Origin of the sequence: Isoptericola sp. NPDC019571 (assembly GCF_044389385.1) — a bacterium.
Taxonomy (GTDB): domain Bacteria; phylum Actinomycetota; class Actinomycetes; order Actinomycetales; family Cellulomonadaceae; genus Isoptericola; species Isoptericola nanjingensis.
Genome location: NZ_JBIRXZ010000003.1, coordinates 117,712 through 138,572 on the forward strand (window position 1 = coordinate 117,712; position 20,861 = coordinate 138,572).

The window sequence follows — 20,861 nt, forward strand, 5'->3', positions numbered from 1 at the left end:
TTCGCGGCTCTCAGCCGGGGGCCAGTCCTGCGTTCTCGCGCAGGGTGAGCCGCGGGTTCACGAGGAACAGGTAGCCGAGAGGGGCGAGTGGGGAACGTGTCCTCCCGTGAGTGGATCGATGCGCGCGAGCCCGTCTGGCGTGACGCCCTCCGTGGCGTCTCACTGATCGCCGAGTTCGACATTGATGACGACGAACTGGAGCGCGCAGAGAGGATCTTCGGCGGGACACTTTCGTTGAGTGACCCCGGAGCGGTCGGGCGACGCTACCCAGCCTTTTTCGCCATCTGCTTGACCTCCGCGGGGGCGCGCTCGTGGCAGGAGTCGACGTTCTACGCAAAGGTCGCTGAGCAACTTCGCGTCAGCACGGCGAAACTGACCCAGGCGACACGCGAGTACCAGTCGTGTCTTTCTCGCCTGGGCCTGCCGACGTTCTCCGAGGCCGAAGGGATGCGGTGGGTCACGCCGGTCCTGCTCCACGGAGCGGTGCCGCTGGATCACCTTGATGAGCTCCTCGAGCTCATGCTCCGTCGACGCAAGCGCGACACCGCGATGACGGGAGAAACCTTCGTCGAGTGGGCGCGGCTGTCGTCCGCCGCACTTGTGGACGAACCTAAGGCGCTCACACGATTCCTCAAGTACGGGGGTGACTTCGCACCGGACTACGTCGAACGCGTGATCGACCTCATCGACGGTTCGGAGAACAGACTGCCGCGTCGAGCGGCTTCGAGACTTGCGGATTTGCTCGCCGAGATGCCGCAGCTGAGGGCGATGCCTGCGCGCAACGCCGCTACCATCCGGCCTTCGGTGGCGCTCTCTGCAGATGGATCGGTCATCGTCCACCTGCCTCCGGCAGTTCCCGTCGAGGGACGTTCCGTCGAGTGGCGAGTCAGCTCAGGCGGTTCGACACAGGTGGTCGAGGCGAGCGTGCCGTTTGTGGAAGGCAGGACCACGACGGACGGCCACATCCTCGACATCGGGGCTCCCGTGCGCGAAGTGCTCGTCGAGAGGGCTGGATCGTCCACGACGATCCCCTTGGTGCGTTCCGACGATCCCTTGCTGGTGTTCGACAGTCGGCAACGCCTGGTGCCGCCGACGTCGGCGATCCCGGCGGGATCCGTCATCGTGATGTGGGCGCAGGCACTCGGAACACCGAGGACCCTTGAGGGCCAGGATCTTGTCGGGGACGAACGGGACGTTCCGTTCGGCTGGGACGGTTGGCGCTCCCTCTCCGCACGGCTCGCACCGGGCTCGGGTATCCGCCTGCGCGGTGGCCGCGCCAGAAGGGTCGCGGGGGACGACAAGGCGCGTATCGAGCTCGGGGATGCCCTCGAGGGCATCTCCACACGTGACCACCAGTCCGTGTACTCAGCCCGCCCCCGTCTCGTCGTGCCCCGGACCGGAGTCGACGACGCTTGGACCGTTGTCGTCAGCGATGCGTCAGGAGCCGAGATCGAACGCCTGACCACAGACGGCGCGACGATCGCTGTGCCGACGAAGCCGACGCCGGTAATCGGTGACTACTTGATCGAGGTCCGTGGCCCTCTCGGGAAAGGGGTCAAGCAACGTGTCGCGATCATCGAGGACGCGGCCGTCGCCTATCGGCCACGACGACGCACGTTCGAGAATCGCGGTGGACTCACACCGGCCACCGGAAGGATCGCGCGGGGCCTCGAAACCCTTGCCTCGACGACTCTCCGACCGGATGAGACGAGTCGGCACGTCATTGTCGAAGGGGTCCCATTCCTCGTGGAGCCTCCGCACATCGCAGTGTCGGTCGTTCTGGACGGTCGTGCCGAGAGATGGGAGACGGATCGCCTCCAACTCGTCCCCGACGACCTGACGAGCTTCGAACTGGGCGTCCGAGGACTCGACCCGTCCGTTTCACACCGTCTCGTCCTGAAGTCGGCTGCCATGACCCAGATCGTTCCGCCGCGGAATGGCACGCGGACCTTCGCGACCTTCCCTCTCGCCGGGTTGACCGATCACGTCGTGCAGGCTGGCGCCGGGACTCTATGGCTCGGACCGGACCCGCTCGTGCCGATCGCTGAGCTACGCCCACCACAGCTTTCGAGGTCGGCAACGATCAGGGGGAACACCATTGCTGTCGATGGCCTTGCCGGGGCGGAACTCGAGGTGGCCGTGTACCGGCTGGTCGCTCCCTGGGAGGCTGGATCGGTCCAGCCGCTTGACCAAGGACGAGCAGTCCTCGGCGACGCCATGCTCACGTCGGGGCCTTTGCGAGTCGAGGTCCGGGTCGCCAACGAGTGGGCTCCTGAACCCGCCGATGTGCTCCCGTCCTTGGGAGCCGACGTCTACGACCTCGACCTGCCCTGGGACCCGCTCAGCGCCGAATCCGAAGTCCGCGCGATTTCCGGGGTGCTTGCGGGAGCCAACGAGCTGACGCTGGACGGTGACACGAGTGTCACGTCACTCGCACGTGCGATCCAGGTCAGCGGTACATCGTCGATACGGCGGCACGTAAGGAACGAACGCCGGTCCGACGTCGACGCCATGGTCCGACGTGGCGGAGTTCGGTCGCTGGTCGCAGTACTCGAGACCGTGGCAAGCGAGAGTGCCGTCGTCCAGGCGCTTGTTCGTGCCGGACTCGCCTCCACACCGGTCTCAGAGCTGTCTCGGCCGGACCTCGCGGAGCAACTCATGCAACGCTCGCCACTCGCCGGCATCCTCGCGGCATCCGCGGACCTATGTGACGAAGAACAGCGCCTCGGTGGTCTCGGACCAGCGATCGTGGAGGCGCTAGGTAGCGAGATCGAGCCTTTATGGGGCGGCGATCTCCAGCCCGGCGCCCAGCTCTGCAGATTCGAGACCTACTTCCTGAAGAGCCCACACCTGCTGAAGGTGCTGTACAGCCAGCTCGCTCCGGTACCGGCGCTCCTCCTCGATGAGGACTCGGCAACAGTCGCGGCCTACGAGCTGTGGGAGGCAAGGGTCGACCTCGCCAGGACAGCGAAGCGCGCCATGGCAGTCGTGGCGGACTGTCGCAATCACCTTCTGACGACTCGACCGAGGCTGCTCCCGCTCGTCGACGCCCGCTTGACGCAAGACGGCGTCCTTGCGCTCCCCGTGGCGTCGGTCGCGTTGGCGCTCATCGCGCGTCTCGCCGCACACGGGGACACGTCCGCGGCGATGCTCAGCGCGCGGCATCGTGAGCACCACATCGCGCTCGCGCAGCACGCTCCACACATCACGACGTTCGATCTCGTCCGCGCCGATGCGGCAGTCACCGGGAGCAATGCATGACGTCTGCACTCGACCCCATCGCGACGAGCGAGTCGGTTGTCGACACCTATACCCGCTACCTAGGTTCGCTACTTCCGCTGCGGGACGAGTCGCTCAGATCGGCGATCGACCGGGCGCTACGCGACACGGAAGCGATCTCGCGTGGCCCCCTGCTCGAGATGACCCCGCCATTTCGGGCAGGGCGCTCCTTGAGACAGCTGGTCGATGCCGGGATCCTGGCGCCGACCTTCGGCCGACTGTTCTCGGAAGGCCTACCTGGCGACCGGCCGCTGTACGCGCATCAAGACGCGGCGATCTGCAAGGCAGTGGCTGATCGAAATGTGGTCGTCGCGACCGGTACGGGTTCCGGGAAGACGGAGAGCTTTCTCGTTCCGGTCTTCGACCATCTCGTACGGGAGATTGAGGCGGGCGTGCTCGGTCCGGGCGTGCGCGCTCTCGTCCTCTACCCGATGAACGCCCTGGCCAACGACCAGCTGAAGCGGCTCCGCGGTCTGCTGGCCGATACCCCCGAGATCACGTTCGGCCGGTACACCGGGGACACGCGGCAGTCGGAGCGGGACGCGAGAGACGCGTACGTCAGGCAGTACGGCGAGGAGCCGCTGCCGAACGAGCTGGTCTCACGCGATGCCATGCAGAAGACGCCCCCGCACATCCTGCTCACCAACTACGCCATGCTCGAGTACCTGCTCCTGCGGCCACGGGACCTCGCACTGTTCGAGGGCGAGTTCCAGGGGACGTGGAAGTTCGTCGTGGTGGACGAGGCACATGTCTACGACGGCATCAAGGGTGCCGAGATCGCCATGCTCTTGCGTCGCCTGCGTGACCGAGTCGGGCGAGGGACCGAGCTTCGGTGCCTCGCCTCATCCGCGACCGTCGGCGCTGACTGGAGCCGCGTGGCACGGTTCGGCAGGAGCCTCTTCGGCACCCGGTTCGAGTGGGTCGACGGTGATCCGACACGCCAGGACGTCGTCGTCGCGGACCGTCATCCGGTCCCCGACTCTCCGACCTGGGGTCCACTTGATCCCGAGGCCCTCAATCGGCTCGCGGCAGCGGAGGATCCTCAGGAGTGGTTGGTCGCAAGAGGTCTGGGGCGGCTCGAGGACGAGGCTTCCATGCGCCTGGTGCTGCGCCGGCTGGCCGAAGGCCCCCAATCGCTCGATGTCCTGGCACGGGCAGTGTTCCCGGATGAAGAGAGACGCGACGCGCGGCGGGCGCTCGTCACTCTGGTGGATGCAGCGCACCGGGTGCCCCGACGAGAGGGTGCGCCCGTGCTCTCCGCTCGTTATCACCTCTTCGTGAGCGCGGTGGAGGGTGCCTATGCCTGTTTCTCAGAGACGGGACCGCACGTGCGGTTCTCCCGTCACGTGGTATGCCCGGAGTGCGAGTCGCCCATGTTCGAGCTCGCGGCGTGCAAACGCTGCGGCGAGATTCATCTCCCGGGGACGGTGACGCGCCACGACGGTGCCGAGGTGTTTGAGCCGCGGAAGAGCCGAACGAACGATGGACGCCATTGGCTGGTGATCGGCGAGGAGGCCAACGGGGCTGACGAGGACGACGACGCCCACGAAGGTACCGACCAGGACGATTCGCCACACCACGCGACGCTGTGCACCGGCTGCGGAACGCTCGGCGGCAAGGACGACCTGACCTGCCGCCGTTGCTCCGTCGCGACAACGCTCCGGCGTGTCATTCGCCTCGACGCGCGGGGGGAGTTGAACCGGTGTGTCGCATGCGGGGGTCGCGCGCCTCGACAGGTTCGCCGGTTCTCCTCGGGCGCAGACGCGACCGCCGCGGTCATCGCCTCATCCGTGTACGAGCACCTGCCGACGAACGCCGAGAACTTCTCGCCGGGTGAGGGACGACAGCTGCTCATGTTCAGCGACTCGCGTCAGCAGGCCGCGTTCGCCGCGCCGTACTTGGAGCACTCGTACGGTTCACTGCTGCAGCGGCGGGTCCTCATGCTTGCCCTCGCCAAGGAGCGCGACGAGGAGCTGGCCGGATCCGACGTCGTCGCCGTCGCCCGCAAACAGGCGGAACATGCCGGACTCTTCGAGGAACGCGCCACAGCGTTCGCGAAACGACAGGCGGTCGCGACGTGGCTCCAGCGCGAGATGATCGAGGGCGACGAGCGCACGTCCCTCGAGGGCACGGGCCTCGCCCGTGTACGACTCGTGCGTCCACGCATGGCAGCTCCAACACCGTTGCGCCGCCTCGGTTTGTCCGACGACGAGGCGTGGGACCTTCTCGACGTGCTCGCCCAGACATTGCGGATCCAGGGGGCGGTGGCTCCCGCCGACGACAATGTCGATCTCGCGGACCCGATGCTTGCGCCCCGCAACCGTGCCGTCTACGTTCGCGAGCGTCAGTCGGAGTCGAAAGCCTCTGTGCTCGCTTGGCTGCCCTCGACCGGAGCTCGGAGCAACCGGCGACTCGATTACCTCGGCCGGGTGCTCGCTGCGCTGGGCAGCAGCGAGGATCCCACCACTCTGCTCGCCGGGATCTGGAAGTTCCTGACGAGTCCGGCCGGTCCACGGTGGCTGACCTCTGTCAACGACCCTCGTCGAGGTCCGGTCTGGCGTATCGACGCGGACGCACTTCGATGGCAGTGCGTCCGGCCCGGCGACGCCGCGTGGCGGTGTTCCGTCTGTCGACGTCGGACGTCTGTCTCGGTGCACGGTGTCTGCCCGACCAACTGGTGTGCCGGAATCCTCGAGCCCACGGGGGCCGAGCCAGATCCGCGCGACCACTACGCGCGGCTCTACACGTCGATGCCGGCGCACTCGTTGAACGCATCCGAGCACACCGCCCAGCTCACCAGTGACACTGCGACCGAGGTGCAGGAGAAGTTCCGCGTCGGGGACATCAACGTTCTGTCGTGCTCGACGACCTTCGAGCTCGGTGTCGATGTCGGTGAGCTTCAGTGCGTGCTCCTGCGCAACGTGCCGCCGACGACCGCCAACTACGTCCAGCGTGCTGGGCGCGCCGGCCGCCGGACGGAGAGTGCAGCGCTGGTCGTGACCTTCGCCCAGATGCGGAGCCACGATCAATCCATGTTCCTTCGCCCGGAGGAGATCATCCGAGGCGAGGTCCGAGCACCGATCGTGGTGGAGGAGAACGTCCGGGTCGATCGACGGCACGCCCACTCGATAGCCCTCGCTGCATTCTTCAGAGAGCGTGCGGTGAACTACGGCCAGGTCTTCAGCTCCGTCTCCGACTTCTACGACTCCGACGGTTCGGCATCGGGGGAGGACCTGCTCCGGGAGTTTCTCAGGTCGAGCCCTCCCGGCGTCCTCGATGCGCTGCAGCGGGTCCTGCCTGCTCCGGTCCAGGTAGATGTCGGGGTCGAGGACGGCACCTGGGCGGAACAGCTCATCTTGATCGTCGCGGAAGCCGGCGAACTGTATCGCGCGGACGTCACCTACTTCGAAGAACGGTTGACCGCCGACGTCGAGGCCAGCAACTTCCGGGGCGCGGACGCCGTCAAGAGAGTGCTCCAGACATTGCGAAGGCAGCAGCTGCTCAGTTACTTCGCGCGGAAGAACGTCCTACCGAAGTACGGCTTTCCCGTGGACACCGTCGAGCTCAAGGTCTCCGGGGACGTCGATGCGCGCGCCTCGATGCTCGACCTTTCCAGAGACCTGACCGTCGCCATCAACGAGTACGCACCGGGCGGAGCCATCGTCGCGATGGGGAAGATCATCGAATCGGCGGGGATCTACCGCCTGCCGAAGCGTGATCTCGTGAGCCGCTACTACGCGGTGTGCGGTGCCTGCCAGCATGTCGAGGTCAGCAACGGTGTGCCCGGCCCAGCGTGCCCCGCGTGCGACACGCCACGCACGGGGACACCGCGCCAGTTCGTCAAGCCAGAATTCGGCTTCGTCGCCTCACGGGACATCAAGCCGGTCACCATGTCGCGTCCGCGCTCGAGCTGGTCGTCGCGGATGTCCGTGCTCGACCGTGGCGAGGTGACGGAGAGCGGCAAGGCGCCCACCGACGTCGGGACAGCTACGTGGCAGCTGTGTGTCCGAGCGACGATGCTGGTCCTCAACGAAGGTCCGGGCCACGCGCGGTTCGCCATCTGCGACTGGTGCGGATACGCCGCCCAGGGGTTCGCGTTGAGCGGCACGAGGAAGAGGAAGCCTCATACACGCCCTTTGAACGGGCGACCATGCGACGGCCCGCTCCAGCTCCGGGCGTTGGGCCACGACTTCCAGACTGACGCGCTCTTCCTCGACCTACCGCGGATCGTGTCGATCGAACAGGCGCGGAGTGTCCTCTACGGGCTCCTCGCAGGGGCAGCTGACGCGCTCGAAGTGACTCGGGACGACCTCGACGGTTCTGTACTGCTGCCCGACCACACGCTCGTCCTGTTCGACACAGTCCCCGGAGGGGCCGGGCTGGTTCGTCGGATCGCCGAGAACTTCGAGGGTGTGGTGAGCGGGATGCGCCGCCGCGTCGAGTCGTGCGAGTGTGGTCCCGAGACGAGCTGTAACCGGTGCCTGAGGGTTTATAGGAACCAGGTGTTCCACGACGAACTGCGACGAAATCATGTTCTGGCCTTGTTGTGAATTCGGCGCAATGGAGTTTCGGCCGGCATCGGCGGTGGAGGTTCCCGGCGGGTATCGCTGCGTCCGGCGAGCATATATTAAGCCGCGACCGTGCCGGGCTTCGGCGCAGAAAAGTGGTGCCCTTTCATCGGATCAATTAGCTGGTGGGGCTAGGTTGATCGAGATCGCATCGCGAACCCGCTGTTGCTCCACGGGGGACAGCCCGTCCAGGACCTCCAGCAGTTCGGACTGTCTGGGCTGACCAAGTGTCATCCGGTAAAGGCTGGTGGCCCTGACGAGCTCCTGAAGTCGCGCAACCTCAGCGCTGAGGGGCAGCGTCGGAACGAGCCGCTCTATCGCGGCGTCGCCAGTGAACACCCACCATGGGCGCATGTCGCCGGCGCCGTCGTCGGCGAGCTCGAAGAGTCGGGTCCACGGGTCGTCCGACTCGACCACGTCAACAGCGGCTCCGTGTGCGGCGGCGATGTTCTTCCGGACAGCGTGGTTCTTGTATCGATGGACGCGGCCTTCCCGCTGCTCAAGGTCGACGGGGTTGTGGGGGAGATTCCAGTGGACGATCGCGTGTGCGTAATGGTGGAAGTCGAGACCTTCCTGTCCGACCGACGTCGAGGCTAGGACAAAGGGGCGGAAAGGTGAGTTGAATGCGTTCCGGACGTCGACCGGGTTCTCGCCGTCGGCCGTTTGGCCTTGCGCTTGGCCAAAACGCATCGCGAAGTGGGTCCGTATGTATTCACGTTCTGGCTCGGCTCCGGGTGTGCTGACGCTGAAGAAGTCGGCCGACACGCGACCGTCTTGGAGGCGAAGCACCCGCACAATCGCCCCGACAATCTTCCCGAGGACGCCCTCTGACGACGGCCCCAGCCGGCATTGGTCCGGAACGAGGTGGAACCACTCATCGACGACACTGCCCAGGCTCCCGTCGAGGCTATGGCGAAGGATCTGCGTCCAGTAGTCGCCGTTCGGGGACGCGCTTGTGATGAGCGCATGGCAGGTGGCGGTGTCGAAGAAGCTCCGAAAGCCCCAGCCGATCGCAGCGGCACCGGCGCGAACGGTGACGTCATCAAACCCGCTTTGGAAGCGACTGCGCAGCCGTGTCAGGCCCCTTGCCGCCAGTACCGACGGGCCAGCGATCGCCAGGTCGGTCAGCCTCTCGATGAGGTCAGTGGGAGCGGGGCCCCATCCGGTCGGTTCGCCCATCGCGGCGCGAAGCCCATCGAGGTGGTCGGCGAGGCCCCGGCCCTCCGGCGCTTCACCGAAGAAGGCCTCTGGACGGAGGTCGAGCAACCCTGGGTCCAAGGACGCGAGCGCCGCCGGGTACCAGATATTCAGCGGGCGTCCGCTGGTTGGTGCTCCCTCGAGCAGCGGACGCAGCTCCGCCTCGATGTCCGCCGAGACATGCTCGCGCAGCTGATCCATCGGAACGGGCAACCCCAGGCCTCGGACTCGCGCAACGCGGAGCGGGTCGCCCAGCTCGGCGAGCTTCAAGCACGGCAGCAAGAGCGCAAGTGTGGTGTAGCGCTCGCTGGTCGATTCGGAGAACGCGGGCAGCGTGAGGCGCGAAACGTGCGGTTGGCGATAGTTCGCGTTGGCACCGTGGTGGCGGCGTTCGAACTCGTAGGACACGAGGCCAGCGATGGCTTTGGGTACGACCCCCCAGCCGGAGAAGATCAGCCGCTTGGTGAACCCGACCGTGTCGGCGTATGCGCCGCGAAGCTCAGTCTGTGGCAGGGCCGGAGGCAGCCAGAGCCGGTCAAAGGCGTTGTGCCGCTGAAGGTCGTCGATCAGCCATCGCGCGCGGCCGTTGCGAGGGTCCATCGCGCCATACCGTGACAGCGTGGGCCAATCGAGCATGTGCTTGCCGTCGAGCGCTTTGACCACCTTGGCGTCGCCGGAGGCCCACGCTGCCTTCACCTCGGACTTGATCTTGTACTCGTCCATGAAGTTCAGCAGGTACGGTGCCGACTTCCAATACTCGACGATGGAGGGAACCCGGTCGAGGACCTGCGTGACGCGGTCTGTGGCGATGAAGGCGTCGACATCGGCCTTCGTCACGGGGCAGATGGACTTGGTGCCGGTGTCGAGCATGCCGTCATGCTCGCGAGCCACAGCGAGGCGTTCGGTGCGGACCATCACTGAGCGCAAGATCGACTCCGCTCTGGTTTTCGCCTGAGCAAGGCGGGTGGGGTCGCGGTGGCCGAGGACTCCCTGACGCATCTCGCCAAGCGCCGCGCGCAGGCGCTCGGACTGATGCTCCTGCCCGGGACCGAGAAGGAAGCCGATGGTCTTCTCGAAGCCCTCGAAGTGGCTCTCGTCGTCGTGGGCGTTGGTCAGCATCTTGTACGGCGTGGCTGAGAGCAGCAGCACCTTGGCCGTGGGCTGCTCGAAGAGCAGGCGGGCCAGCTCGGCATCCTCACCGTGACCATGCATGATTTCGGTGAATCGTTGGAACTCGTCGAGGATGATCAGGTCCGGGGTGAGGAGTTGGATGCAGGCCTCGGCCAATGCGCGGCGCAGTCTACCGACGAACGTACCGAGTTCAGTCGTATCGAAGTATCGGCGGCCGTCGGAGTAGTAGTCGAGTTTCTCGAGGAGAGAGTCACGTTCGAGGATCTTGCGATATGCGACGGCGACATGGTCCGGAACGTGGACCCTGCGGGCCCAGGCGTATTCGCCGTCAAAGCTCTTCTTCGCGTACAGCTCGAAGATTCGTTTCGCACCGGAGCGCGACATCATCGAGCCCGCTGCCTTCTGGTGCGAAAGGAGGTGGAGCAGCATCGCCCGTTCTCCCACTCGTCCGCCGGCCTGCCCGAACTTTAGGGACGTGTGCGGCGAGAACGCGACCACGTTGACAGGTGCCTTGGCCAGGTCGGCTAGAGCGCTGGGCAGCATCGTGATGCGGTCGACGCTGCGGGCTGCCGTGCCGATTACCCGGAGGTCCTCGATGTTCTGACGCGCGATCTGGCTGTTGGAGCAGATGTAGACGATGTCGATCCGGTCGACGTCATCACGGCTCCACAGCCGCCTGATCGTCTCGGTGACGACAGCCCTGGCGATCTTGGTCTTGCCGAGTCCGACCTCGTCGGCGACCAGGAAACGCGGTCTGCCCTGCTCATAGAGAGCGTCGACGACCGTTCGCACGGTTGCATGCTGGAACTCTTTCAGGCCTTCGGTGGCTGCGTCGAGCTCCTGATCAGGGCGGGTTCCGCGCTTGCTGCTCATCCGATCACCCCCTTGCGGACGGCGTAGACGGCCTCCCAGAGCTGATGGAAGTCCTCCGGGACGATCTCGGCAACATCGGCACGGTTACGGAGCTGCTTCAGCGTTTGATCGAGCGACGCCAAGCGACCAGGGTTGCGTGACGCCGTCACGAGTAGGTTCTCAAGAACCCGGCTCGATCCCCCGCCGATCCAGCCTCCGGTGAAGAACTCTTCGCCCAACCCGGCGGAGCCGAACCCTTGCTCGGCCCCGAGGAGCGCGGCAAGGTAGCGAAGGAAGTCGTCTCGAGAAGCGATGGCGTTGGCGATCACGCTGCGCCGTCGGTCCTCGGGGTCGCCAGCGAGCTGGGCCCGCACGAGTACGTGTCTTACGTGGCCACCACCACGAGCTTCCAGCACGACAAACGGCGTGATCGACGACATCGGGATGGCCGGCCACGAGGCCGTTCCTTGGACCACCTCGACGCCCTGCTCCTTGCGGAGGGACAGCAGTCGGGCACGGACGGACATGCCCGCCGGGAGCTGCCACGGCGTGATGCCCAGAACCGCATCCCAATGCTCTCCGGCTGGAGTCAGTGTCAGCATGATCTCGCCGGAGGCGACGTCGAAGGCATGGCCCTCGAGCTCGCTGACGCCTTCCTCGGCGTCAGAGTCCTTGCCGGTCACCGGCAATGGATGATCCTCGACGAACCACGAGAGATTGTTCTTCTGCGGGCTGGGCGACAGGAGGGAATCCACTCCGACGTCGCCCACTGGTCCGGTCAGCCGCACCAGCATCTCGACGTTCGTCGAGAACGCCCCGGCCGTCAGGTTGGCCGAGCCGATCCAGCAAGACGCCTGGTCACCATGGTCCTGGACATAGGTCTTTGCATGCAGGCCGCGCAGTTGCAGCATTGCTCCGCACCCAGAGTCATCCAATCCCGTCGTGTCGAAGGTGTCATCGATCGTGCGCTCAGCGTCAAGCACTGCGTCCTTCAACCGGAGCACGCGTTGAGCACTCCGCACCCCGTCGGCGGATGCGTCGAGTGCTGCAGGCCGCGAAATCACCAACGCCCGGCTGGTAGCCGTGTCGACGAAAGAATGTGTGGCGTCTTCCGAGAGGAACGGGGAGATGGCGAGGGCGTGGTCGCAGCTGTGGCGGAACGGTTGGCCGTCCCTGCCGCTCAGGAAGGGGGCGAAAGACCCAGATTCGAACGGAGCCGGGACGGCAAGCGTCGCAGTCGCCAGGGTGTCGCCGAGATCTGCCACCAGATTCGACTGGACCTCGGTCAGGTCGCGCGCTGCAAAGGAGGGGAGCGCGCGGACGAACTCGACGATGCCTCCGTTGTCCATCGCTTGCTCTGCGTCGGGTTCTTCATCGAGCCGCACGACCACGTCCCAGGACCGGTCGAAGGTGAGGTTCCGGCTCATCACCAGCACTCGGTGGCGGTAGGAGCCCGCACTCGCGAAGCGGACCACCCAGACCTTCGGATGGAAGATCCCGCCGGTCGGCTTCCGTGCCTCCACCACGCTCTGCTCGACGAAGGTCAGTGCGGCGCGATACTTGGGCGGGACGGAAATCGCGCCCGCCTGGCAGAACAGAACCGTGCGGTCGGCGTGGCGGCGAACGACCTCCAAAAGGTCTGCGCTGTCGGGGCCGTCCTGTTCGTCGGAGGCGAGCGTGGCCGCAACCGGGATTGCCAGAAGCGCTGTGAGGTCGAGCGTGAACGTGGTCCCTACGGCGGCGTCGATCTCCATGCCGGGCGGCGGCTTCAGTCCGTCCAGCAGGAGGGCAGTTTGATCGAGGCCGAGCATCAGGCGATCTCTCGTGTCATACGTCGTGCGGTGCCGAGGCCGTCCCCCTTGCCGTGACCGTGGATATCACCGCAGATCAGCATGGCGATCGACCAGTTGTAGTCGAGATGGAAGTAGCCCGAATCGCCCGCCCATGCGCGCAGCAGCTCCGGGTTTCCGAGTCGCGCCCGGCCCTGCTTGAGCCAGGTCTCGCGGTCCTTGAGCACGGCAGCAGCCGCTGAACTCTTGAGCACGTTGCTGGTGGTGATTACGGCGGTGAGCCATCTGCGGAGGAAAGCGTAGGTGAAATCCCAGCGCTGGTGAGCGGCGGCCGGGACGCGTGCCGCGGTGAGCGACTTTCGTGCCCAGGCGTCGAGTTCCGTGAGCCGTGTGGAGGTGAAGTGCTGCTCATCGAAGGAGGCTCGCCAGTCGTCCATCGCTGCTTCGTACTTGGCTATCAGCTCGTCGCGCTTCTCACTCTGATCTGGCCGCCCCATTGCGCACAGGTAGTTGTAGGTGATCCGTGCGCTGTGGATGAACTGGTCGAGGTCACGCCCGAGATACATGGCCTTGGCCGTGTCGGCCGGAAACTTGTCCCGATCGGGGTGCTCCCAGGGGTTCCGCACGTCAGTCCACCAGACGTCGCGAGTGGGGTCGAGCAGCCAGGACACCAGGGAGCGCCGATCGCCGGAGCGGTGCTCGGAGGCGAGGAACCGGAGTTGGAGCCACTCCGCTTCGTCACGGCTGAGCGCAAAGCCGTCGAGATCTTCTTCCGGTAGTTCCGCCCAAGGTCCGGTATCAGCCTCGATTACCTCGCCCTCCTCGTGCAGGACGCTGCGCGCGGCGTGGTGCCTGGCAGCATCGACCCTGCGGCGGCAGTAGTCGGCAAGAGAGCCAGGTTCGCGGAGGATCTCTAACTGGCGTAGGAGGCTCCAGTACATAGCGCTAGGGAGCTGCTGGGTGAGCTCGCCCTGACGCCGGCCGATGATGCCAAAGTCATCTCCGTCGTTTGGGTGGCCGCGGTAGTGATCGACGAGAGCCTTCATCCTGCGCGCCTCGGCGCGTCTGCCTTCGGCCAACATCTTCTCGACCGATGTAGCAGGTAGGTGCTGGTAGTCGCGCGGGATGAAGAGGAGGTACTTGGCCCGCCGATGCAGCACGGTCAATCCAGGATGGAGGGCGCGTGCGATCAAGTCCCGAATGATGCCCAAACCGAGCTCGTCGACTGTGCCTTGGCTCGAGAGGGCAGCGAGCATCAGCTGGGTACGACGCTGCTGCTCCGCATCGAAACTCAGCCACGCTACGCCGCTCGCCATAGTTCGGAGGCTACGAGACACTCCAGCAAGAGGCGCGCGGAGTCAGCGTTCGAAGGCACGGCCATCGCGAACGTTGGCGCCAACGGTGGACACCCTCGAGATGGAGCGTCACGATCGAGACGTGCTGACGATCATGTCGTGGAACATGAACCAGCGGGACAGCGCATGGCCGCGGTTGAGCGCCCTGGCTCACCAGCACGACGTCTCGGTGGCCCTGCTCCAGGAGGCCCGTCGCCCGCCGGTGAAGCCCGACGGCTGGCAGGTGCACCCGCGTGTCGAAGATCCAGAGCGATGGCGTATCGCGGTGCCCTCGCGGTACCGGGCCGCGGACGGCACGCTCAAGCCGACCCGACGGAACTTCGCCTCAGCCCTCGTCAGCCGCGACGGCGTTGTGGTGCCGCGCGAACCGACAGAGCTGCACGACGTCGTGGACGGGGAGTTCGCGTACAGCCATCCGGGACAGTTCGCCGTCGGGGACGTCGCGATCGTCGGCGGCCCACGAATCACCGTGGTCAGCCTCTACGGGATCTGGGACCGGATGCTCGACAGCCGCACGATGTTCCCGGAGGCGACGCTCCACCGCGCCATCTCTGACCTCACCCCGATCTTCCAGGAGCGGGCGAACGACTACGTGCTCGTCGCCGGCGACCTCAACCTCTACTCGTACTCGGACGGCACCGTCTGGGGTGACCGCGGGATGACGGTCTTCGACCGCCTCGCCGCCTATGGCTTGGAGACGTGCGGCCCCTTCCGCCGGCCGGACGAGCCTCGGCTCGAACGTTGTCCGTGCCCGGATCCCGATTGCCGCCACGTGCACACGTTCCTGTACCAGTCGAACCCCACGAACCGGCCGCACCAGCTCGATTTCTTCCTCGCCACGCCGGCGCTGCGCGACAGGCTCCGGGAGTGCTGGGCCGACCCCGACCCGCACTGGCCCGAGCACAGCGACCATCGTCCGATCTTCGCGGCCTTCGACCTGTGAGCGTGCGACAGGTCCCACCACTCGATGGTCGATGCTGTGCAACTTTCGAATGCCTGCGGCACGATCGTGGCATCAGTGGAGGAGTGCCTGTCGGCAGCTCGCCGACGCCGGGGGGAGAACGATGACGGAGACCGGTGGATCGGATCATGACCCGGAGCTCGCAGGGCGCTGACACCACGCGAGGAGCTCGCTGAGTTCATCGCCGGACAGGAAGGGCGCATCGGCGACGTCTTCGTGCTCACGGGGGAGGGGCTGACGGCGAAAGAGGTCGCGGATCGGCTCAACGTGGAGACGGCGGGAATTGTCTACCACTACCAGGCGCATGCGAGCGCGGCCCTCGACGGCGTGGTGCCGAGCAGCCCAACGGTGCTCAAGGCCACCGCCTCCGCGCTCAATGGTCTCCTCAAGCGTGGCCGGACGTCGCTCTCGCCGGCCGCCCTCGAGCTGCTCACGACGAACCGTGCCCGTGTCGTTGCCGCACGTGACGACGTCGACCCCGAGCAGGAAGCGCGGGCCGAGATCGAGGCCGAGCGAAGCGAGAAGGACCAGGTCGCAGCGTTGCGCGGGGTGGCAGGTATCTACGCCTTCTCGTACGGCTGGTACCTCGAGAGTCCGCTCGATCCCGACGGTGACAACACTCTGATCAAGGTCGGCAAGGCTCGCGACGTTGCCGGACGGATCGAGGAGCACCGACGCGGGGCCAGGGCGCACATCCCAGAACCCTTGATCACCGTTCGTGTCTACGCCGTCGGCGACCGCGACCTCGACAGGGCCGAGCGTGACTTCCACCGACTGCTCAGCACCGCCGAGCACGGCAACCCACGGCGCGAGGAGTCGGTCCGACGCGCGCGCAACGAGGTCGGCCGAGAGTGGTTCCTCACCAACCGCGCTTTCCTCGACGCGATCGCCACGGCGCTGGACCTGCGCACCGCGTACGCCGAGTAGCACGAAGGGCGAAGGTATGGACATCCGGAATGCGTCGGACCGACAGGTTGTCGCCGCCATCAACTCCGACTCGATCTCGTCCGAAGATCTTGTCCGCCGTGAGGGGTGGAAGCGCATCTGTCAGGTCCGGGGGCGCAACTTCGCCGCCGCCAGCGAGGTGGCCTGGCAGGACCTCTGCGCCCGTCGCGGCTACCTGCTCCGTCGAGGGAACTCGCGCGGGTTCTGAACCAGTAGCTGGCAGTTAGTCGAGTCCGGACCCTGGATCGTGACCCCGATCGTTCGAACGCGCCGAGCGGAGCGCCTCATCGATCCGAGCGCGGACGTCCTCAGGAACGACCCGCTGGTGGATGTCGAGGCTGGTGAACGTCCAGCCGAAGGCATCCGGGCACCCGGCGAGGGCGCAGGCGAACAGGTCATGCTTGTCGCAGGCGTCGACGTCGTCCGAAGCCTCGAACGTCGCCACGGTCCCGTCAGGTGCGGTGGCCTGCCAAAGGGTCATGCCACCCAGTGCGAGTCGCGGGCGCGGGGTAACTCTTCGTCCCGACGGAGCGCGGCACGTGCGTCGTGGCGCTCGCGGCGGCGGGAGGGGCGCTTCCAACCCGAGCAGCACCAGCACCGGCCCTTGCGGTCGCGGCCGTCCGCGTCGAGGCGCATGTTCCCGCCGCTGGGGCCGGTGCTGACCCACGATCGGCGCTCTGTACGTGCCATGCGTCGAGTCTTGCGCGAGGCCCAGACAGCCGTCACGAGCACATCGTGCAGCGTCCGCTGAGCGGCAGTTCAAGGAAGCACGTCCGACAGACGGGGCGCCGCACAGCCCGCGTCCCGCAATGAGGCAACGGCATGGAGCCGATCTCCTCGATCCGTTCGCCGTCGTAGGACTCGACGACGGCTTGGACGACGAAGCTGGTCAGCGTCACCTTGGCGCTGATGCGCCAGCCCGGGACGGCGTTGGTCCACGTGCGCCCGTTGTCAAGCTCCGCGCTGTCGTAGTAGCCGAAGGCGACGTAGGTGCCCGACCGTGGGATCCAGTAGTGGTCAGGGGCTTCCCGTGATTCATGACCTCCCACCACTCCGTCGCGCGCCAGCCCTGGCGGGCGAGCGTGCCCCGAGTGACGCCGTCCGAGGCGCTGAAGCGGCCAGTGTCGGAGAGTAACTCCGTGACCCAGCTCCAGACGCTCGCGTCGCGGATGCCGAACTTTCGCAGACCGTCGTAGTAGCTGACCGGGTCGTCGCTGTAGCGCCGCCGGATCACGGAGCCGTCGGCGACCGACGCGGTGCGGTTCACCGCGAGTCCTCCTGTCCGTCAGCCACGCTCGAGTTCTCTCCCCACGTGAGGGGAAGGCGGCGGAACGGGTCGTCGCGCTGGTCGTCGTAGACGCGCAGGACGACCTTCTCGCCACAGTCGACGCAGACGATCACGTCGGCATGCATCCAGCCGTGCGCGCGTTCGCTCACCGGGGTGTGCCGCCCGGTGGTGACGAGATGGGCGCAGGGAGTGCTCGGGGTGCTCATGGGGCGTTCCTTCGTGGGTTCAGGCGGCGAGGGTGGTGGCCGACGCTTCGACGAGCGACGGCAGCAGGACGACGTGACGGGCAGAGAGCCGAAGCCTGGCGCTGAGCTGTTCGGGCCGCGCGACGACGGTGGTGTCGACGCCTCCGGCCGCGATCCGGGCGAGCGGGTCCGCGAAGATCCCATCTCCGGAGTAGACGACAACGTGCGAGAAGCGGCTGGTCACCTGCTCATCGAGCACCGAGAGAAGGGCCAGGTCGGCGCCGTCCTTGCCGTGCTGCACCACCCGGCGCGCGTCCTGCCATCCGATCAGGGCAAGGGCGCTCGACGAGCTGCTCGCGCCCACGACCCAGTGGTGGACGTTCGAGGCGAATTCGCTCGCGTGGAGCAGAGCACGGGCGCCCCACACCAGCTCGGAAGTCAGCACTCCCGTTCCGCAAACGTTTTCGATGTCGACAAGATGGAGCGTCCGTCCGCGGGCCAGGGTCGCGAGGCGCTCGTTGTTGCGGGACTTCTGTCGGGTGGTCATGGATGCTCCTTTGTGGCCAGACCATAGATGGGCATGGGTGTGACATGGGGGAAGATTTGCAATCGGGGCTCGCTCGATCCGGCAACGCACTTCGCCCCGCATCCCTGAGGGGGATGCGGGGCGAATCTGCAGGACGAGCGGGTGCGGTGCGCTGTGAAGCCTGTCTGGTTTAACCCGGGTTAACCGGCTGACGCCGGCTTTACCGCGGTAGATTCCAGGACTCGTTAACCGGAAGGCGTCGGGTGCAACTTGTAAGAACGCTACTAGAACATGAAGTAGATGTCAAATTGGCATGGTCAATGCGTGACCATCCGGCCCATGGTGACCGCGCATAGCGCGCCCAGGGAGCATCCCGAGCGGTGCCCTGCTGCCCGTGCTTGCATGGCACGGAGCCCATGCCCAGGAGGTCGCGTGCTTCGCCCAGTCGACACCCCATATGGGGCGCCTGCCCTGGACCGCCTGCGGGCCGCTGCCCCGGATCGGTGCCCTCAAGTTCGGGAACAAGGGGCGCGCTGCGAACTGGGACGTGCCGGTCAGCGCGGTCCGCGACGCCGGGAAGGCCGCCGCGGAGGCCGCGACGGCGGAGGCGAAGCGCGACGGCGGAGCGGTGGCAGGACGTCGACGTGCCGGCGGGCCGGTTGTTCGTCGTCGGGGACGCGAAGCAGTCCATCTACCGGTTCCGGCGCGCGAACGTCGCCACCTACCTGGCGGCGCAGCAGACGCTGGGGGAGCGGGTCAGCCTCACCACGAACTTCCGCACTGTTCCGTCCGTACTCGACTGGGTCAACGCGGTGTTCGGCCGGGTCATCGTCGAGGAGCACGAGCGGCAGCCGGAGTACGAGCCGCTGACGCACCACCGCCGCGGGCTGAGCGCGTCGACGCCGGGCACGACGTCCAACGGTGCCCCGGGCGTCGTCGTCATCGGCGCCGTCGCGCACGAGGACAAGCCCACCGCGACGGTGCTGCGCGAGCGGGAGGCGGACGACGTCGCGGGCGTCGTCGCGAAGGCGCTGGCGGACGGGTGGCAGGTGCAGGACCGGTCGGCGTCGGGCGACGGCTGGCGGCCGCTGCGACCCCGTGACGTCGCCATCCTGGTGCCGGCGCGGACGTCGCTGCCACAGCTCGAGGACGCGCTGCGCAGGGCGGGCGTGCCGTACCGGGCAGAGGCGAGCTCACTGGTCTACGAGGCCGCCGAGGTGCGTGACCTGCTCGCGTGCGCCCGCGCAGTCGCGGACACGAGCGACGAGCTGTCGCTGGTGACGGCGCTGCATTCGCCGCTGTTCGGGTGCGGCGACGACGACCTGTGGCGGTGGAAGCACGCCGGCGGCCGGTTCACCGTGTTCTCGACGCTCGAGGGGACGACAGCGCCCGGCGTCGCGGACGGGCCGGTCGCCCAGGCGCTGGGCTGGCTGCGGGGGCTGTACTTCGACTCGCGGTGGGCGACGCCGTCCGAGCTGCTCGGCCGGATCGTCGACGAGCGGCGGATGCTGGAGGTCGCCGCTCCCGACGCGCGGTCGCGGGACGTGTGGCGACGGCTGCGGTTCGTCGTCGACCAGCGCGGGCGTGGGGCGAGGTGTCGCACGGCGGGCTGCGCGCGTACCTCGCGTGGGCGGCGCACCAGGGCACCGAGACCGGGCGGGTGGCCGAGTCCGTGCTGCCGGAGACCGACGTCGAGGCCGTCCGCGTCATGACCGTGCACGCCGCGAAGGGGCTGGAGTTCCCGTTCGTGGTGCTGTCGGGTATGACGTCGCGCGGAGGACGGCGAAGTGGTCTGAAGCTGCTGTGGCCGCCCGAAGGTGGCTACTCCGTGCGGCTCCGCGCCGGAGTGGAGACCGACGACTTCGCCCTGGCGCAGCCCGTCGACGAGCAGATGGACGACCTGGAGAAGCGGCGCCTGCTGTACGTCGCCGCGACGCGGGCGCGCGACCACCTGGTCGTGTCGCTGCACCGGTCCGGCGGTACGGAGAGCGCGGCGAAGCTGCTCGTCGACGTCGGCGGCGCGGGGGACTTGGGGGAGGAGCGGTTCGCGGCCTCGTCCGACGGCGCGCCCGGTGCTGTGGCTTCCTCGGGGGAAGGCGACGTCGCGCCCCTGCCGCCGTACGACGAGTGGCTGGCGCGCGTCACCGCCGCGCGCACGAGCAGCGAGCGCGACGCCGCAATCAGTGCGTCCGGGCTGGAGGGCACCGAACCGGCGGTCGTGCTGCCCGAGCCCGACGACGTCGCCGAAGGCCAGGCCAAGGGCGCCCGAGACCTCGAGCTCCCGCCGTGGTCCAAGGGCCGCTACGGGTCTGCCATCGGCCGCGCCGTGCACGGCGTCCTGCAGGCGGTGGACCTCGCGACCGGCGACGGCGTCGACGAGGCCGTGGCCGCGCAGGCTGTCGCTGAGGGGATCGTCGGGACTGAGGAGCTGGTCGCCGCGCTGGTGCGGTCTGCGCTGGCTAGCGACCTCGTGGAACGGGCCGCTGCACGGGAGCACTGGCGGGAGACGTACGTAGGCACGGTCGACGACGGCACGGTGCTCGAGGGGTACGTGGACCTTATCTACCGTGACGATGACGGGTCACTGGTCGTCGTGGACTACAAGACCGACGCCGTGCCGCCGGGCGCGTACCCCAGCCGACTGGACTACTACGCCCCGCAGCTGCGCGCGTATGCGCGGTGCTTGGTCGACGCGACAGGTGCTACCGCGCGAGCGGAGCTGCTATTCCTGCACCCACAGGGGGCCATGTCTGCGGGTGTGAACCTCGACTGACATTCCCTCGT

Annotated in this window: 12 protein-coding genes; 6 read left to right on the plus strand and 6 right to left on the minus strand. The window is 67.1% G+C overall.

Annotation, left to right across the window (positions count from 1 at the left end):
• Window positions 1–96 precede the first annotated feature (96 nt).
• The gene (locus tag ACH443_RS06315) at window positions 97–3,261 is read left to right on the plus strand and encodes a hypothetical protein (RefSeq protein WP_430589788.1); all 3,165 of its coding nucleotides are present in this window, start codon (window positions 97–99) and stop codon (window positions 3,259–3,261) included.
• Entirely contained in the window at window positions 3,258–7,829 is a 4,572-nt protein-coding gene (locus tag ACH443_RS06320; protein ID WP_430589789.1) for a DEAD/DEAH box helicase, read from the plus strand. Before ACH443_RS06315 ends, ACH443_RS06320 begins: the two co-directional genes overlap by 4 nt.
• 132 nt (window positions 7,830–7,961) lie before the next feature.
• On the opposite strand, the gene ACH443_RS06325 is transcribed toward ACH443_RS06320, so the two are convergent.
• From ACH443_RS06325 to ACH443_RS06335, 3 genes are read right to left on the minus strand one after another with little or no spacing between them, the layout of a single operon-like run.
• Complete coding sequence (locus tag ACH443_RS06325) at window positions 7,962–11,048, minus strand: helicase-related protein (protein ID WP_430589790.1); 3,087 nt, start codon at window positions 11,046–11,048, stop codon at window positions 7,962–7,964.
• Window positions 11,045–12,838, minus strand: coding sequence for a hypothetical protein (locus tag ACH443_RS06330; protein WP_430589791.1), 1,794 nt, complete (start codon window positions 12,836–12,838; stop codon window positions 11,045–11,047). Before ACH443_RS06330 ends, ACH443_RS06325 begins: the two co-directional genes overlap by 4 nt.
• The gene (locus ACH443_RS06335; RefSeq protein ID WP_430589792.1) at window positions 12,838–14,133 is read right to left on the minus strand and encodes a DUF6361 family protein; all 1,296 of its coding nucleotides are present in this window, start codon (window positions 14,131–14,133) and stop codon (window positions 12,838–12,840) included. The genes ACH443_RS06330 and ACH443_RS06335 overlap by 1 nt, the downstream gene beginning before the upstream one ends.
• A gap of 85 nt (window positions 14,134–14,218) precedes the next feature.
• Here ACH443_RS06335 and ACH443_RS06340 point away from each other — a divergent pair, with 85 nt between their 5' ends.
• Both ACH443_RS06340 and ACH443_RS06345 read left to right on the plus strand, forming a co-directional pair.
• Window positions 14,219–15,115 carry an endonuclease/exonuclease/phosphatase family protein gene (locus tag ACH443_RS06340; protein ID WP_430589793.1) on the plus strand — a complete coding sequence of 299 codons (897 nt, stop codon included), beginning with the start codon at window positions 14,219–14,221 and terminating at the stop codon, window positions 15,113–15,115.
• 234 nt (window positions 15,116–15,349) lie between these two features.
• A complete protein-coding gene (locus ACH443_RS06345) occupies window positions 15,350–16,060 on the plus strand; it encodes a GIY-YIG nuclease family protein (RefSeq protein ID WP_430589794.1) in 711 nt (236 codons plus the stop codon).
• A gap of 241 nt (window positions 16,061–16,301) precedes the next feature.
• Here ACH443_RS06345 and ACH443_RS06350 read toward each other — a convergent pair whose 3' ends face one another.
• From ACH443_RS06350 to ACH443_RS06360, 3 genes are all read right to left on the minus strand, one after another.
• Window positions 16,302–16,559 carry a hypothetical protein gene (locus ACH443_RS06350; protein WP_430589795.1) on the minus strand — a complete coding sequence of 86 codons (258 nt, stop codon included), beginning with the start codon at window positions 16,557–16,559 and terminating at the stop codon, window positions 16,302–16,304.
• Between the two features lie 782 nt (window positions 16,560–17,341).
• Window positions 17,342–17,572 (minus strand): hypothetical protein, encoded by a 231-nt coding sequence (locus ACH443_RS06355; RefSeq protein ID WP_430589796.1) that lies wholly within the window; start codon window positions 17,570–17,572, stop codon window positions 17,342–17,344.
• Between the two features lie 19 nt (window positions 17,573–17,591).
• Complete coding sequence (locus ACH443_RS06360; protein WP_430589797.1) at window positions 17,592–18,098, minus strand: NYN domain-containing protein; 507 nt, start codon at window positions 18,096–18,098, stop codon at window positions 17,592–17,594.
• A 623-nt stretch (window positions 18,099–18,721) separates the two neighbouring features.
• Between ACH443_RS06360 and ACH443_RS06365 the strand changes: the two genes are divergently transcribed.
• Together ACH443_RS06365 and ACH443_RS06370 are read left to right on the plus strand one after the other, a co-directional pair.
• The gene (locus ACH443_RS06365; RefSeq protein WP_430589798.1) at window positions 18,722–19,789 is read left to right on the plus strand and encodes a UvrD-helicase domain-containing protein; all 1,068 of its coding nucleotides are present in this window, start codon (window positions 18,722–18,724) and stop codon (window positions 19,787–19,789) included.
• Window positions 19,672–20,850 carry a 3'-5' exonuclease gene (locus ACH443_RS06370; protein WP_430589799.1) on the plus strand — a complete coding sequence of 393 codons (1,179 nt, stop codon included), beginning with the start codon at window positions 19,672–19,674 and terminating at the stop codon, window positions 20,848–20,850. Before ACH443_RS06365 ends, ACH443_RS06370 begins: the two co-directional genes overlap by 118 nt.
• Window positions 20,851–20,861: the final 11 nt, after the last annotated feature.

Excerpts from the sequence above, each read along its gene's own strand:
- ACH443_RS06325 (WP_430589790.1), bottom strand. The coding sequence starts at position 11,048 with ATGAGCAGCAAGCGCGGAACCCGCCCTGATCAGGAGCTCGACGCAGCC.
- ACH443_RS06335 (WP_430589792.1), bottom strand. The coding sequence starts at position 14,133 with ATGGCGAGCGGCGTAGCGTGGCTGAGTTTCGATGCGGAGCAGCAGCGT.
- ACH443_RS06355 (WP_430589796.1), bottom strand. The coding sequence starts at position 17,572 with ATGAGCACCCCGAGCACTCCCTGCGCCCATCTCGTCACCACCGGGCGG.
- ACH443_RS06360 (WP_430589797.1), bottom strand. The coding sequence starts at position 18,098 with ATGACCACCCGACAGAAGTCCCGCAACAACGAGCGCCTCGCGACCCTG.
- ACH443_RS06350 (WP_430589795.1), bottom strand. The coding sequence starts at position 16,559 with ATGACCCTTTGGCAGGCCACCGCACCTGACGGGACCGTGGCGACGTTC.
- ACH443_RS06330 (WP_430589791.1), bottom strand. The coding sequence starts at position 12,838 with ATGCTCGGCCTCGATCAAACTGCCCTCCTGCTGGACGGACTGAAGCCG.
- ACH443_RS06320 (WP_430589789.1), top strand. The coding sequence starts at position 3,258 with ATGACGTCTGCACTCGACCCCATCGCGACGAGCGAGTCGGTTGTCGAC.